This is a genomic window from Streptomyces sp. NPDC006476 (assembly GCF_040612015.1).
GTDB lineage: Bacteria > Actinomycetota > Actinomycetes > Streptomycetales > Streptomycetaceae > Streptomyces > Streptomyces griseorubiginosus_B.
Genome location: NZ_JBEXPK010000128.1, coordinates 1 through 13,537, shown reverse-complemented (window position 1 = coordinate 13,537; position 13,537 = coordinate 1). Strand labels below are relative to the sequence as shown.

The window sequence follows — 13,537 nt, the reverse complement described above, 5'->3', positions numbered from 1 at the left end:
AACAGGACCTTCGACAAGCCCTATCGTCCCAGCTCAGAGGCACTCCTCGCTTATTTGATCAACCCTCGGACGACCCTCTTCGTGAAAGCCCGAGGCTAGGGGATGGGCGTCGCGCAGCGGTGCGAGCAGGTCGGGCAGCAGGCTCTGGCAGGCAGTGACCGACGCGAACACGCGTAGTTGGCCGCCGAGTTGGTCCCGTGTGAGGTCGTTGTCGCAGTAACGGCCCCACAGCTCCAGGGCTTCGGCCGCGTAGCAGCGGAAGCGGTGGCCGTGCTCGGTCAGTGCGACGCCGTGCGGGCCGCGGTCCAGTAACCGATGCCCGGTAGAGGTCTCCAGCCGCTGCACGGTACGGGACAGCGTGGCGGGGCTGACGTGGCAGTCTGCCGCGGTTCGGGTGAAGCTCAGCGTGGAGGCAAGATGGAGGAAGAGCCGGTACTGGTCGTGGTCCTGCATCTTTCACCTTCTGGAACGCCATGCTGCGGAGGTTGCTGTTGCCGTTGGGCCTGCCCGGACCCTACAAACAGGTCATGCCACGAAGCGACACCACTCGCCCAGGTCCTGCATGGTTCTTCCGCGAATACGAGCCCGCCGGCGTCGACCTGGGCAGCCCAGCCGCGGTGGCTGCCTACGACCGCAACCAGGGCACCGACCCGGACGCCGACGACACGCTGCTCGACCGGCTCGGAGTCGTCACCGGCACCCGCTTGGTCGATCTGGCCTGCGGCACCGGCTCGCTGGCAGTCCAGGCGGCACGACGCGGGGCCGAGGCCCACGGCGTCGACATCTCGCAGGAGATGCTCGCCTTCGCCCAAGCCAGAGCGGAACGAGCCGGTGTCGGCACACACTGGCACCGGGCCGGGTTTTTGGACTACGCCCACCCCGCGGGGCCCGCGGACGTCGTGACGACCAAGTCGGCCCTGCACCAGCTCCCGGACTTCTGGAAACAGCAGGCGCTCCTCAACGTGGCCGGCATGCTGCGGCCGGGCGGCACCTTCTACCTGTGGGATGTCATCTTCAGTTTCGAGCCCGCCGACGCGGCGGAGCATCTGCAGCGGTGGATCGACATCGCGGGGCGCCCCGAGGGCCAGGGCTTCACCCGGGCGGACTTCGAGGCGCACGTTCGGGAGGAGTTCTCCACCTACACCTGGATCCTGGAGGGCATGCTGGAACGGGCCGGCTTCGACATCGTCTCGGAGGCTTCCCGCACACCGACGCACGGTGAGTTCCTCTGCCGCCGCCGGTAGCCGCTCCGCTTCTGGCAAAACCCAGAATCCTGACGGAGCGGAAGCCACCGCGCCCGTCCCCGACCCTACTTAAGCTCAGTCGCCGAAGGTCCGCTCCTCTGGGCCGTCTTGGCTGATCAGCCCCAGTTCTTCAGCGCATCGGCGACCTGGCGCACGTCGCGGCGTCCCTCGACGGCGTCGATGACCAACCCGATCGCCTCTTGGCTGCCGACCTTGACCTGGATGCCGCTGGCGTGGAGGTAGGCGTACGCGACCTGCGCGGCGAAGAGCTCGTTCGAGTGCTCGAGCGCAGGAATCCGTGCGAGGGAGTGCAGGAGGGCGGCGGCCCGGTGGTGGGCGGCCGGGTAGACGAGGGTGCCCATGACCTCATGTCGGTGGCGGGCGACGGCGGCGGCCAGTGCGCCGTAGTCGGTCACGTCGGGGTCGCCGGGCACGAGGTTCTGCGCGATATCAAGCAGCCATCGCTCGTCAATGAGTACAACGGGCGGCATCAGGCGGCGTGGCTGCTGGGGCCAGTCCCGAAGCGGTCGGCGAAGGCCTGCCCGTGTTCCTCGACGAAGGCCTTCGCGGCCTCGAGGAACCGGGTGCGAGCAAGATCGTCGGTCAGCCGTCGGCTCGCGTACTGATCTGGGTCCTCGTGGCCGTCGGCGGCGCGACGCTGCAGCTCGTCATATGTCTCGTCGTCGACCTTGATGCGGATCTCCTTCGCCATGTCCCCACGGTAGCCGCGCCGGGCGCCGCGTGGGAGTGGATACCGGGAGCGAGATCCGGGCACTGCCGAAAGCCCGACGCGGGCACTTAAAGGACGCTCTCGTCCTCTTTGGTGAGGGGTGGCCCTGGGGAGGGTCTGAAGGCGTCCGCGATCGCGGCGTACTGAGCTGCGACGTCAAGTTCGGGTCCGCCGATGGTGTCTGCGGCTTTGACCTGTGCTTCGTAGAGGAAGAACTTCGCCCTCTCCAGGCAGAAGGCACGGATCTGGGCGTCCGTCATGCCGAGGATGTCGGCGCCCTTGTACCGGAATACGCCGATCACGTCTTCGGTCTGGGGCAGGTCGGGGACGTCCCTCGGCTTCGGCCGGTCCCACGGCCGTCGGTCCTTCGTCACGATGGCCATCCTTCTGCAGGTCTGCCCTTGCCCGATCGACCCCGGATTCCCGGGGCCCTGCTTTCTCTGTTCAAGCTGCCGCACCCTCCCCGAGGATCATGAATCGACAAGGTAGGCCTTCTCCCCCATCATCAGCGGTGCACCGGCGGGCCCCTTGATGTAGGGGCCCGCCGGATCACCCGGTGTTCCTGGAGACTGGGGTACCACTGCCGCACCTTGTGCATCCGCACGGGCCACCGGTGGCGGTACATCCGCTTGGCCTCCACTTCCGTATCTGTCGGGCGGGGCGAGGGCACGGTGAGCCGGATGACCCGCACCTCGGGATCGCTCGGCACGGAGCCGATGCCGGCGACCGCGCCGGAAGCGGTCTGGGAGGGGCCGGCGGCGGTAACGCCCTGGGCGATCAGCTGCCAGAAGGCGAACATGTAGCGGGCGACGAAGTCGTCGTTGGGGTCCTCCACGCGGCCGCCGCCCCACTCCCCCGTCTCAGGGACCTCCTCGGGAGCGCCACTCGGAGGTCTGGATGAGCGCCGTCTGCAGCTGGCGGTGGTGCTCGGACAGCGCCGCGAGCGTCTCGGTGCTCTGCCAGGCGGCGGTCTCCCGCGGGGCACGCGGCCACGGCGGCGGGTAGCCCTGCTTGCCCAGCGTCATCGACATCGCTGCCTCCCACTCCACGTCCTCGGGCTTGCCGGCCATGTCCGCGAGATCGCTGTTCAGCAGCACATGGTGCAGTTCAGCGACGACGTTGTTCATGTTGGAGGCAAGCGTCATCTGCACCCACGGATCCCCGGTCAGATTCCGCTGGGGCAGCTCCCGCAGCCGGTGCGCCTCCCGCACCGCGTACCTGGTGCTGACCTACACGGTTGCTGGGCCGGAGGCGCTGGCCTCGATCCTGGAACACCCGGAAGTGGCGGCCCACGCGGACATCCACCGGCCCGGCCTGGGGCCAGCCGGGTCCGCCCCACGGTCAACTCCCCGCCTGGTGCGCGGCAGGTAGCCCGCGGTGCGGCGGCGGACGTCGTCCGCAGCGACCTGCGCGGCGCTGGCAGTCTTAACGGTGTCACGTCGGTGACGGAGCCCGCCGGAGCGGTCTCGACCGTGAGGCCGTCCTTGCGCAGGACGTCCGCCACAGCCTCGGCGATCTCGGCGGTGGATCCGTTGGTCGTCCCGTAGGCGACCAGTACCTTGCCGGTCATGGTGTCTCGCCTCCTGTCAGATCCGGCGCAGCCAGTCGTCGGCCACGCCGTGCAGGGCCTGTTCGTCCGGGTGGATGTGGGAGTCGTCCAGCCGGAAGGTGAGCTTGTCGACGACCGCGACCACCCCGTCGATCTGACGGGTCATCGAGATCGCGATCTCCGTCTCGCTCTTGCGTTCCATGTGACCGGCGAGAGTGACCACGCCCTCGGTCACGGAGACGTCGATGCTGCGCGGTGGCAGCCACAGGGCGCGCACCAGCACCTCGTCGACGACCTCGGCGCGGATCTCCGCGTCCGGCCGCAGGAAGACCTTCAGCAGGTCGCGGCGGGTGACGATGCCGACGAGCCGGTCCTCCTCGTCGAGGACGGGCAGCCGCTCCACGCGGTGTTCGGCCATGGTGCGGGCGGCCTCGACGATGGTGTTGTCGGCGTGGACCGTGACCGGCGGTTCGGACATCAACTGCCCGGCGGTGCGTGCTCCCGCCTTCGCCGTCTGCCGCTTGCCGTTCGCGGTGAGGGCGGCGAACCGGAAGCGCTTCTTCGGCTCGAAGGGGTCGGGCGTGTCCGCCTGGCGGGCCATCAGATCGGTCTCGGAGATGACGCCGATGACCTTGTCGTCCTCGTCGACCACCGGCAGTCCGCTGATGCGGTGCTCACCGAGCCGCCGCGCCACCTCCTTGAACGGGGTGCCGTACTCGGCGCGGACGACCTCCGTGCTCATCACGGAGCCGACCTTGTTGTGCTTCATGGGGTTCCCTCCTCAGCGGAGTCGGCGCAGATACGGGTCCTGGGGCCTGCGGGGCAGCAGGCGCACGCGCGCATCGAGCACGGTGACTCCGCCCGGTGTCGCGAGTACGGGGTTGAAGTCGGCCTCGGCGAGCTGCGGCAGGTCGCTCGCCATGCGGGAGAGCCGGAGCAGCAGTTGTTCAAGGCCCTGGAGATCGACGGGCCCGCTGCCCTGGGCGCCGAACAGCAGGGGCGCGCAGCGCGGGGTCGTGATCAGATCGTGCACGTCGTGGTCGGTGAGCGGCGCGAGGCGGGCGGCGTGGTCGGCGAGCACCTCGGTGGCGGTGCCACCGAGGCCGAAGAGCACGAGCGGGCCGAAGACCTGGTCCTGGACCACGCCCGCGAACAGTTCGGTGCCCCGGTCGGCCAGCGGCTGCAGGACCACTCCGGTGAGCAGCCCGGCGAACCGGGTCTGCAGGTCCCGGAAGGCGGCGCGCACCTGGTGCTCGCCCCGCAGGTCGAGGTGGATGGCGTGCTGTGCGCTCTTGTGCAGCACCCCCGGCCAGTGCCCCTTCATGACCACCCGGCCGTCGGCGCCGTGCAGCCGCTCGGCGGCCAGGACGGCGTCCTCCTCGGTCTCCGCCCAGGCCCACGGCAACTGCGGGATGCCGTAGCAGTCGAGGAGTTCGGCGCAGGCACGCGGCTCGAGCCAGCCTCCGTCGAGGTGGACGTCGAGGTAGGTCTCCACGATCGCGTGAGCCCGGTCGGTGTCCACTCCGTCGAGGTCGGGCACGGTGCCGGCGGGGCGGGCGAGCCAGGCGGCACGGTGGGCCGCGTGGGCCAACGCCCTCGCCGCGGCCTGGGGTTCGGCGTACGAGGGGACGGTGGAGCCGTCGGTCGCCGGGAGCAGTTCGACGGGCAGCGCCTGTTCCAGCCGTATGGCCATGACGGGCTTCGGGCGTGGGCCAGACGCCCGGGTGACGGCGCGTACGAGGTCGTCTCCGGTCGCGGCGGCCACGGCCGTGGGTACCAGGGCGACGAGCACGGCGTCGATGCCGGCGTGTCGCGTCAACCGGTCGACTGCTTGGGCTAGTTGGTCCTCAGAGACGGCTGCGGTGGCATCGATGGGGTTGCCCACGGCGGCACCCTCGGGCAGTACGGCGAGCAGGTCGTCGATCAGTTCGGGGGTGGGCGCCGGCAGGGTGAGCCCGGCCTCGGCGCAGGCGTCGGCGGCGAGGACACCGGCACCGCCGGCGTTGGTGACGACGGCGACGCGGGCTCCGCTGGGCAGCGGCTGGCAGTGCAACAGGGCCGCGGCTTCCAAGAGTTCGCCCACCGAGCGGGTGGCGGTGATGCCGGCCTGGGTGAAGAGGGCGCCCCTGGTCATGGTGCGGGTGGCGGCGGCCGCGGTGTGGGACGCGGCGGCGCGGCGGCCCGCGTCGGTGCGGCCTGCGTCGACGGTGAGGACGGGCATGCGGCGGCTGACGCGGCGGGCGGTGCGGGAGAAGGCGCGCGGGTTGCCGAAGGACTCCAGGTGCAGCAGCGCCAGCTCGGTGCGTCCGTCGCTCTCCCACCACTGCAGCATGTCGTTGCCGCTGACGTCGTACTTGTCCCCCAGCGAGGCGAACGACGAGACGCCGATGCCCAGCCGGGACAGCCCGTCCAGCAGCGCGATGCCCACCCCGCCCGACTGCACCGCCACACCCGCCGTGCCCGGGCTCGGGTGGTTCGCGGCGAAGGTCGCGTCCAGGCGCAGGTCCGGGTCGGTGTTGGACAGGCCCAGGCAGTTGGGTCCGACGAGGCGCATGCCGTGGTCGCGGCAGGCCGCCATCAGGGCCCGCGCCTGGTCGGGGTCGAGCCCGGCGGTCACCACGAGCAGGGCGCGTACGCCCGCCTTGCCGCACTCCTCCGCGGTGGCCGGTACCGCGGCGGCGGGCACGGCGACGACGGCGAGGTCGGGCGTCCTGGGCAGGGCGCTGACCGACGGATACGAGGGCACGCCGAGGATCGAGGTCGCGGCGGGATTCACCGCGAACAGGCGGCGGGTGAAGCCGCCGGCCTTGATGTGGTGCAGGACCGCCCGGCCGACGGAGCCCGGCTTGCGTCCGGCGCCGACCACCACGACCGCCTCGGGCCGCAGCAGCGGTCGCAGGCTGCGGACGTCGGCGGCCCGGCCGCGTTCCTCCACGGCCGTGAGGTAGGTGTCGTCCTCGGCGAGCGAGATGGTGCAGCGCACCTCCGGGCCCTCGAAGTGCCGGGCGGTGCGCAGACCGAGGTCGGCGAAGAGGCCGAGCACCTCGCGGTTCTCGCTGAGCGCGTCGGCGGTGAAGTCGGTGACGCCGGCCGCGCGGGCGGCCGAGACGAGGTGTTCGACGAGGAGGGTGCCGACACCTCGGTGGTGCAGGCCGTCGGCGACCGCGATGGAGATCTCCGCCTCGGTGCCGGCGCCTCCGGTGTCGTACTCGGCGAGCCCGATCACCTGGCCGGACCGCTCGGCCAGCAGCGCCCGGTATCCGGGGCGCCGCGTGCAGGCGCGGTCGGCGGCCAGCTCGGCGGAGCGGCGGCTCGCGGCGAAGAACCTCAGCCGGAGGTTCTCCGGGGACATCTCCTCGTACAGGTCCTGGAGCTGGTCGTGGTCGGCCGGCGCCACGGGCCGGATGCGGACGGTGGTGCCGTCCGTCAGCAGGGCGTGGACCCGCGGCCCACCGGTCGTGTCGTCGGTCATCGCGTTTCTCCTCCGGGTTTCCTTACACTTCGAGCGTCCAGCGGATCGGGGCGAGGTCCCATGGGCTGACCGGCGGTGATCCGAGGGCCGGTCGGCCCTCGGTGTCCGCACGCAGACGACGGAAGGGGCGACGGCATGGCCGGCAAGAAGACGGCGACGGCTCTGCCGCGCAAGGCGTACGAGCAGGAACTGCTGCGCCTGCAGATGGAGCTGGTCAAGCTCCAGGAGTGGGTGCGCGCGGAGGGCGCCCGACTGGTCGTGATCTTCGAGGGGCGGGACGCGGCGGGCAAGGGCGGCACCATCAAGCGGGTCGCCGAGCACCTCAATCCGCGCGTGGCGCGCATCGCGGCGCTGCCCAAGCCGACCGAACGCGAGCAGACCCAGTGGTACTTCCAGCGGTACGTCGAGCATCTGCCGGCCGCCGGGGAGATCGTGCTGTTCGACCGGTCCTGGTACAACCGGGCCGGGGTCGAGCATGTGATGGGCTTCTGTACGAAGGAGGAGTACCAGCTCTTCCTGCGGCAGTGCCCGATCTTCGAGCGGATGCTGGTGGAGGACGGGATCCTGCTGCGCAAGTACTGGTTCTCGGTGAGCGACACCGAGCAGCAGGAGCGGTTCCGCAAGCGCCTGGAGGATCCGCTGCGGCGCTGGAAGCTCTCCCCGATGGACCTGGAGTCGATCACCCACTGGGAGGCGTACTCCCGGGCGAAGGACGAGATGCTGGTGCACACCGACATCTCCGAGGCGCCCTGGTACGTCGTGGAGAGCGACGACAAGCGCCGGGCCCGGCTGAACATGATCGCCCACCTGCTGGGCTCGCTGCCGTACCACGACGTGCCGCCGCCGGTCCTGGAGCTGCCGGATCGGCCGGCGTCGACGGGCTATGTGCGCCCGCCGCGCGATCTGCAGAACTACGTTCCCGACCACGCGGCGAGTCTGTGACTCACGCGTCCGGTGGTACGACCGCCACCGGGCAGGCGGAGTGGTGCAGCACCGCGTGGGCGACGCGGCCGAGGTGTCCGTGCGGCCGCTTCGTCCCGACGACCAGCAGGTCGGCGTGGTGCGAGAGGTCGGCCAGGACCCGGCGGGCGTGCCCCTCGACGGTGCGGCGGTGCACGTCGACGTCGGCGGGGGCGTCCCGCAGTGCCGCCTCCAGCGCCTCGACGGCCCGCTCCTCGTGCAGCCGGGCGGGCTCGCCGGCCATCAGGGGATGGTCGGTGGTCTCGTGCGCCGGCCACCGCCAGGCCCGTACGGCCTCCAGGGGCACCGCGCGCAGCCGCGCTTCCTCGGAGGCGAAGCGCAGGGCGGCGGCGCCGTCCTCCCCGACGCCGAGCAGAACCCGGCCGCCCACCGGCCGACGGGCCTGGTTGTCGTGGCTGCCGCGCACCACGATCACCGGACAGTGCGCATGCGCGGCGACGGCCAGACTCACCGAGCCCAGCAGCGCCTCGGCCAGTCCGCTGCGGCCGCGGGCGCCGACCACCACCGCGGTGGCGTCGCGGCTCAGCCTCGGCAGCACGTACTCCGGTTCCTCGGGGACGACCTCGGCGCTCACCTTGAGGTCCGGATGCCGATCGCGGGCCCGGCGGGCGGCACCCTCGACGATGGCCTCGGCGAGCCCTTCGTCGCCCGACCGGCCGAACTCCCCGACCAGGGAGGCGCCTTCGTACCGTTCCCACAGCGAGGCGTACACGACCCGCAGCGCCACCCCGCGCAAGGCGGCCTCGTCGGCGGCCCAGTCGACGGCGCGCAGACTGGGCTCGGAGCCGTCCACGCCCACCACCAGGGGCAGTTCCATCGCCGTCACCGCCCCGCGTCCAGGTCGAAGACGATGCGTGCCTTGACCTGGCCCTGAAGGACGGCATCGATGGACTCGTTGACGGCGGCCAGCGGGCGGGTCTCGTGGATGACCTTCGTACGCCCGGCGGCGTGCAGCTGGAAGACCTCGGCGAGGTCCTGCCGGGTGCCGACGATGGAGCCGATCACGCTGGTGCCGTTGAGGACGGTGTCGAAGATGGGGACCTGGACCGTGCCGTGCGCCGGCAGGGCCACCATCACGAGCTTCCCGCCGCGCCGCAGACCGGAGTTGACGGCCGAGAAGGCGGCCTCGTTCACGGCGAGCGCGATGGCGGCGTGGGCTCCGCCGTGTGCCTTGAGGACCTCGCCCACGTTCTCCTTGCGGGCGTCGATGACCAGGTCGGCGCCGAGTTCGGCGGCCAGTTCGAGCTTGTCGTCGGTGACGTCGATCGCGGCGACGGTGGCGCCGGCGATCTTCGCGTACTGCACGGCGAGGTGACCGAGCCCGCCCACGCCGGAGATCGCCACCAGTTGGGCCGGCTTGACGTCGGCGACCTTCAGCGCCTTGTACGTGGTAACGCCCGCGCAGGTCAGCGGGGCGGCCTCGAAGGGGGTGATGCCGTCGGGCACCGGCTGGGCGAAGTCGGCCCAGGCGAGCATCTTCTCGGCGTACCCGCCGTCGCAGCCGTAGCCGGTGTTGATCTGCTGCTCGCACAGCGTCTCCCAGCCGGACAGACAGTGCTCGCAGCGCCCGCACGCCCTGCCCAGCCAGGGCACGGCGACCCGCTGGCCCACCGCGAGATGGGTGACGCCGTCGCCGAGCTTCTCGACGAGACCGACGCCCTCGTGGCCCGGGACGAACGGCGGGTTCGGCTTGACGGGCCAGTCGCCGTGCGCCGCGTGGATGTCGGTGTGGCACAGCCCGGAGGCCTCGACGCGCATACGGACCTGGCCGGGGCCGGGTTCCGGGTCGGGGCGCTCCTCGATCACCAGGGGCTCGCCGAAGGCTCGTACGACGGCTGCCTTCATGGGGTCAACTCCTCGAAAAAAGGGGGACGGGTCAGCCGTGCGAGACGACGGCGACGGGGGCGGTGGCGTGGTGCAGGACGGCGTGGGTGACGGGGCCGATGTGCGCGCCCACCGGGCTGCGCCGGATACGGCGGCCGACCACGACGAGCGAGGCTTCGTGGGAGGCGTCGACGAGGTGATTGGCGGCGCTGCCCGCCCGGGCCTCGGCGTTCACCTCGACGGCCGGGTACTTCGCCCGCCAGGGGACCAGCACCACGGCCAGGGCGCGGGCCTTCTGTTCGGCGATCTCCTCGTGGAACTCGGGGTCGCCGGCCAAGCCGTAGGTGTAGTACGGCGGCAGGTTCCAGCCGTACACGACCCGCAGGGAGGTGCCGCGCCGGGCGGCCTCCTCGAAGGCGAACTCGATCACCGAGGGGTCGGGGCCGGTGACGTCGAGGCCCAGGACGACGGGGCGGTAGCGGGTGGCGGCCGACGGGATGCCCATCGGGTCGGGCTCGTGCTCGTCGGCGGCCTGCTCGCCGGCCCGAACCAGGACGATGGGATGTTCGGCGTGGGCGACCACGGACAGGCCGACGGAGCCGATCATGAAGCCGCCGACGCCGCTGAGGCCACGGGAGCCGAGGGCCAGCAGTTCGGCGCCCTTCGCCGCGTCCGTCAGGGCGTCCGCGGGCGTGCCGACGACCTGTTCGGTGACGACGTCGAGGCCGGGGTGGCGCAGTCGGACGCCCTCTCCGGTCTCGCGGGGGATCTTCTCGCTCCAGTGCTGGAGGGTCTCACCGCCGACGAGGGGTGCCTGGGCGATCGGCTCGGGTACGGGCTCCCAGGCGTGCACGATCTTCAGCGGCAGGCCGCGCAGCTCCGCCTCGCGGGCCGCCCACTCGACCGCGGCGCGGCTCTCGGCCGAGCCGTCCAGACCTGCGACAACGTTGCGGACCATGGTTCTGCCTCCTCATCGTGGGGATCTGCTTCCAGCCTCGTGAACCGGGGGTGACCGCTGCAGGGGCCGCTCGTCCCCTGCCGGGACCGACCGGCCCACCCTGGGCGCGGCGCGGCGGGCCCCGTCACGGGGCCCGCCGCGTCTGACGCCGTTTACTGGAGCCAGCGGTGGCGCTCGACGAGGGGCAACCGTGCCCAGGCCCTGCCCAGCCCCCAGGTCGCGCCTGCGCCCACGGCGGCCAGGGCGATGAGCGCCACGGCGTAGACGAGGTGGTAGTCGGCGAACGGGTTCGTGGACATGCTCAGCGATCCGTCCGGCAGGTGCTTGGCCGGCGGCCACTCCGCGATCCACATCAGCGCCATCATCGCCGTGCCCGCGACCGCGGCCAGCCGCAGCGCGACACCGGAGACGAGCGCCAGGCCGATGCCCAGCAGGCCCAGCATGAACAGCCAGTCCGCCCAGGTGTCCCCGGCCCAGCTGTGGAACGTCGACTCCATCGGACCGGCGGCCACCGAGCTCAAGAAGCCCTTGGTCGGCGAGCCACCGTCGATCCAGCCCTTGCCGGACTGCGTCGCGTAACCGAACCCGAACGTCTTGTCCAGGAACGCCCACAGAAAGACGAACCCCAACACCAGACGCAGCCCGGCGAAAGCGTATGCGCTCACCGCCGTGGTGGAACCGGCGGTTGCCTCAGCCGTCCCCGCCCGCCGCAGCGAGGGAAGACGGAATCCCACATGACGATGCGGGTGCTCGTGGACTGCCATGATCGTGGTCCCTTCGGGGAGTCGATGCTGTTCGACTGTTTCTCTGCACCGCTCAATCTCCTCGCGGCACGCGCCTGGCGCGCCATGCCGAAGGTCGGCATCCGTTGGGCTGAAGGGCCCTTCCGCGGGACCAGTTGGGCCGGAGCGGCAGGTCGGTGTCGGCCGGCACGGACGGCTCGTGGATCCTTGGGACACTCTGCGGAAGGAGCGCCATGTCACCTGGCACGGACCGGCCCGTCCCCACCCTGCGGCGCCTGCTGCCCGGCGTCGCCGCGCTGGCCGGATACCGGCGCGCCTGGCTGCGCGGTGACCTGCTGGCCGGGGCCACGGTCGCCGCGTATCTGGTGCCGCAGGTGATGGCGTACGCGGGCCTGGCCGGTCTGGCGCCGGTCGCCGGGCTGTGGGCGATCCTTCCCGCCCTCGCCCTCTACGCCCTGCTCGGCTCCTCCCGGCTGCTGTCAGTGGGGCCCGAGTCGACGACGGCCATCATGACGGCGACCGTGGTCGCCCCGCTCGTGGGCTCCGATCCGCACCGGTACGCCGTGCTGGCCGCGACCCTCGCCGCGACGGTCGGTCTGCTGTGTCTGGCGGCCCGGCTGCTGCGCCTGGGCTTCGTCGCGGATCTGCTCTCCCGGCCGGTGCTGATCGGCTACCTGGCGGGGGTCGCGCTGATCATGGTGATGGACCAGCTGACCAAGCTGACCGGCGTGCCGACGACGGGCTCGCTCTTCTTCGCCCAACTGTGGTCGTTCCTGGGGCATTTGGAGCAGGGCCACCTGCCCACGGTCCTGTTCTCCGCGGCCGCCCTGGCCCTGCTGTTCTCGGTGTCCCACTGGTTCCCCGCGCTGCCGGGGCCGCTGCTGGTCGTCGTGCTGGGCACGGTGGCCGTGACCGCCCTCGACCTGGACGACCGGTACGGCATCAAGGTCATCGGCGAGATCCCGGCGGGCCTGCCCTCCCTCGCCCTGCCGGATCTCACCGAGGTGCCGCGCCTGGTCCTGCCCGCCCTCGGCGTCCTGCTCGTCGCCTACACCGACTTCATCCTCACCGCGCGCGCGTTCACCGGGCATGACGACGACGAGGCGGTCCTGGACGCCAACCAGGAGTTCCTGGCCCTGGGCGCGGCCAATCTCGGCGCGAGCGTCGTGCACGGCTTCCCGGTGAGCAGCAGCGCCAGCCGCACCGCGCTCGCCACCTCGGCGGGCGCCCGCAGCCAGGTGTACTCGCTGGTCGCCGGAGCCGTGGTGCTCGCCGTCCTGCTGTTCCTGAGCCCCCTGCTCAGCCGCACCCCCTCGGCGGTCCTGGGCACGCTCGTCGTCTACGCGGCCACCCGCATGATCGACCTGGCCGGCTTCCGCCGCCTGGCCTCCTTCCGGCGCCGCGAACTGTTCCTCGCCCTCGGCTGCCTCGCCGGCGTGCTCGCGCTGGACATCCTGTACGGGGTGATCGTCGCCGTCGGCCTGTCCGTGGCCGAGCTACTCACCCGGGTCGCCCGCCCCCACGACGCCGTCGAGGGACTGGTGCCCGGCGTGGCCGGCATGCACGACATCGACGACTACCCGACCGCCCGCACCATTCCGGGCCTGCTCGTGTACCGCTACGACTCCCCGCTCTTCTTCGCCAACGCCGAGGACTTCCGGCGGCGCGCGCTGGCGGCCGTGGACGAGCAGAGCGAGCCGGTGCGCTGGTTCGTCCTCAACACCGAGGCCAATGTCGAGGTCGACATCACCGCCCTGGACGCGGTGGACGAGCTGCGCCGAGTACTGACCCGGCGGGGCGTCGTGTTCGCCCTGGCCCGGGTGAAGCAGGACCTGCTGGACGACCTGGCGGCCTACGGCCTGGTCGACTCGGTCGGCAAGGACCTGATCTTCCCCACGCTGCCGACCGCCGTGGCGGCCTACCGGAAGTGGCACGGGACTCCCTAGCTGTACTGACCCGTGAGGTTGGGGACGCGGCTGGCGGGTGGTTGCCCTTTCAGTGCGGTGTGTCCGCGGTGGTGATTGTAGGTGTGCAGC

15 protein-coding genes and 1 pseudogene are annotated in these 13,537 nt (G+C 71.5%); 3 read left to right on the top strand and 13 right to left on the bottom strand.

The features are described 5' to 3' along the window. Positions 1 to 33: 33 nt before the first annotated feature. Positions 34 to 453, bottom strand: a complete 420-nt coding sequence (locus ABZZ74_RS49940; protein ID WP_356950779.1) for a LysR family transcriptional regulator — start codon at positions 451 to 453, stop codon at positions 34 to 36. 74 nt (positions 454 to 527) lie between these two features. Between ABZZ74_RS49940 and ABZZ74_RS49935 the strand changes: the two genes are divergently transcribed. Continuing rightward, positions 528 to 1,244 carry a class I SAM-dependent methyltransferase gene (locus tag ABZZ74_RS49935; RefSeq protein ID WP_356950778.1) on the top strand — a complete coding sequence of 239 codons (717 nt, stop codon included), beginning with the start codon at positions 528 to 530 and terminating at the stop codon, positions 1,242 to 1,244. Positions 1,245 to 1,360: 116 nt separating this feature from the next. Here ABZZ74_RS49935 and ABZZ74_RS49930 read toward each other — a convergent pair whose 3' ends face one another. From ABZZ74_RS49930 to ABZZ74_RS49895, 8 genes and pseudogenes are all read right to left on the bottom strand, one after another. Further along, positions 1,361 to 1,735: a fic family toxin-antitoxin system, toxin component gene (locus ABZZ74_RS49930; protein ID WP_356950777.1), complete on the bottom strand. Its 375-nt coding sequence runs from the start codon at positions 1,733 to 1,735 to the stop codon at positions 1,361 to 1,363. Beyond that, positions 1,735 to 1,956: a hypothetical protein gene (locus ABZZ74_RS49925; RefSeq protein ID WP_356950776.1), complete on the bottom strand. Its 222-nt coding sequence runs from the start codon at positions 1,954 to 1,956 to the stop codon at positions 1,735 to 1,737. Before ABZZ74_RS49925 ends, ABZZ74_RS49930 begins: the two co-directional genes overlap by 1 nt. A gap of 86 nt (positions 1,957 to 2,042) precedes the next feature. After that, complete coding sequence (locus tag ABZZ74_RS49920) at positions 2,043 to 2,348, bottom strand: hypothetical protein (RefSeq protein WP_356950775.1); 306 nt, start codon at positions 2,346 to 2,348, stop codon at positions 2,043 to 2,045. A 131-nt stretch (positions 2,349 to 2,479) separates the two neighbouring features. Continuing rightward, positions 2,480 to 2,809 (bottom strand): hypothetical protein, encoded by a 330-nt coding sequence (locus ABZZ74_RS49915; protein ID WP_356950774.1) that lies wholly within the window; start codon positions 2,807 to 2,809, stop codon positions 2,480 to 2,482. 25 nt (positions 2,810 to 2,834) lie between these two features. Beyond that, a complete protein-coding gene (locus tag ABZZ74_RS49910; protein ID WP_356950780.1) occupies positions 2,835 to 3,185 on the bottom strand; it encodes a hypothetical protein in 351 nt (116 codons plus the stop codon). A 224-nt stretch (positions 3,186 to 3,409) separates the two neighbouring features. After that, positions 3,410 to 3,544: pseudogene (locus ABZZ74_RS49905) on the bottom strand (flavodoxin); the annotation flags it as partial. Between the two features lie 16 nt (positions 3,545 to 3,560). Next, complete coding sequence (locus ABZZ74_RS49900; RefSeq protein WP_356950773.1) at positions 3,561 to 4,292, bottom strand: CBS domain-containing protein; 732 nt, start codon at positions 4,290 to 4,292, stop codon at positions 3,561 to 3,563. A 12-nt stretch (positions 4,293 to 4,304) separates the two neighbouring features. Further along, on the bottom strand, positions 4,305 to 6,995 hold the full coding sequence (locus ABZZ74_RS49895) for a GNAT family N-acetyltransferase (RefSeq protein ID WP_356950772.1): 2,691 nt from the start codon (positions 6,993 to 6,995) through the stop codon (positions 4,305 to 4,307). Between the two features lie 135 nt (positions 6,996 to 7,130). Between ABZZ74_RS49895 and ppk2 the strand changes: the two genes are divergently transcribed. Continuing rightward, positions 7,131 to 7,937 carry a polyphosphate kinase 2 gene (gene ppk2 / locus ABZZ74_RS49890; protein ID WP_356950771.1) on the top strand — a complete coding sequence of 269 codons (807 nt, stop codon included), beginning with the start codon at positions 7,131 to 7,133 and terminating at the stop codon, positions 7,935 to 7,937. A gap of 1 nt (position 7,938) precedes the next feature. Here ppk2 and ABZZ74_RS49885 read toward each other — a convergent pair whose 3' ends face one another. The 4 genes from ABZZ74_RS49885 to ABZZ74_RS49870 all read right to left on the bottom strand — a co-directional run bounded on the left by ABZZ74_RS49885 (position 7,939) and on the right by ABZZ74_RS49870 (position 11,522). Next, on the bottom strand, positions 7,939 to 8,793 hold the full coding sequence (locus ABZZ74_RS49885) for a universal stress protein (RefSeq protein ID WP_356950770.1): 855 nt from the start codon (positions 8,791 to 8,793) through the stop codon (positions 7,939 to 7,941). A gap of 5 nt (positions 8,794 to 8,798) precedes the next feature. After that, positions 8,799 to 9,821: an alcohol dehydrogenase AdhP gene (gene adhP / locus ABZZ74_RS49880; protein WP_356950769.1), complete on the bottom strand. Its 1,023-nt coding sequence runs from the start codon at positions 9,819 to 9,821 to the stop codon at positions 8,799 to 8,801. Between the two features lie 31 nt (positions 9,822 to 9,852). Then, the gene (locus ABZZ74_RS49875) at positions 9,853 to 10,758 is read right to left on the bottom strand and encodes a universal stress protein (protein ID WP_356950768.1); all 906 of its coding nucleotides are present in this window, start codon (positions 10,756 to 10,758) and stop codon (positions 9,853 to 9,855) included. Between the two features lie 152 nt (positions 10,759 to 10,910). Next, on the bottom strand, positions 10,911 to 11,522 hold the full coding sequence (locus ABZZ74_RS49870) for a hypothetical protein (protein WP_356950767.1): 612 nt from the start codon (positions 11,520 to 11,522) through the stop codon (positions 10,911 to 10,913). 212 nt (positions 11,523 to 11,734) lie between these two features. Between ABZZ74_RS49870 and sulP the strand changes: the two genes are divergently transcribed. Beyond that, positions 11,735 to 13,447 carry a sulfate permease gene (gene sulP, locus ABZZ74_RS49865; RefSeq protein ID WP_356950766.1) on the top strand — a complete coding sequence of 571 codons (1,713 nt, stop codon included), beginning with the start codon at positions 11,735 to 11,737 and terminating at the stop codon, positions 13,445 to 13,447. Positions 13,448 to 13,537: the final 90 nt, after the last annotated feature.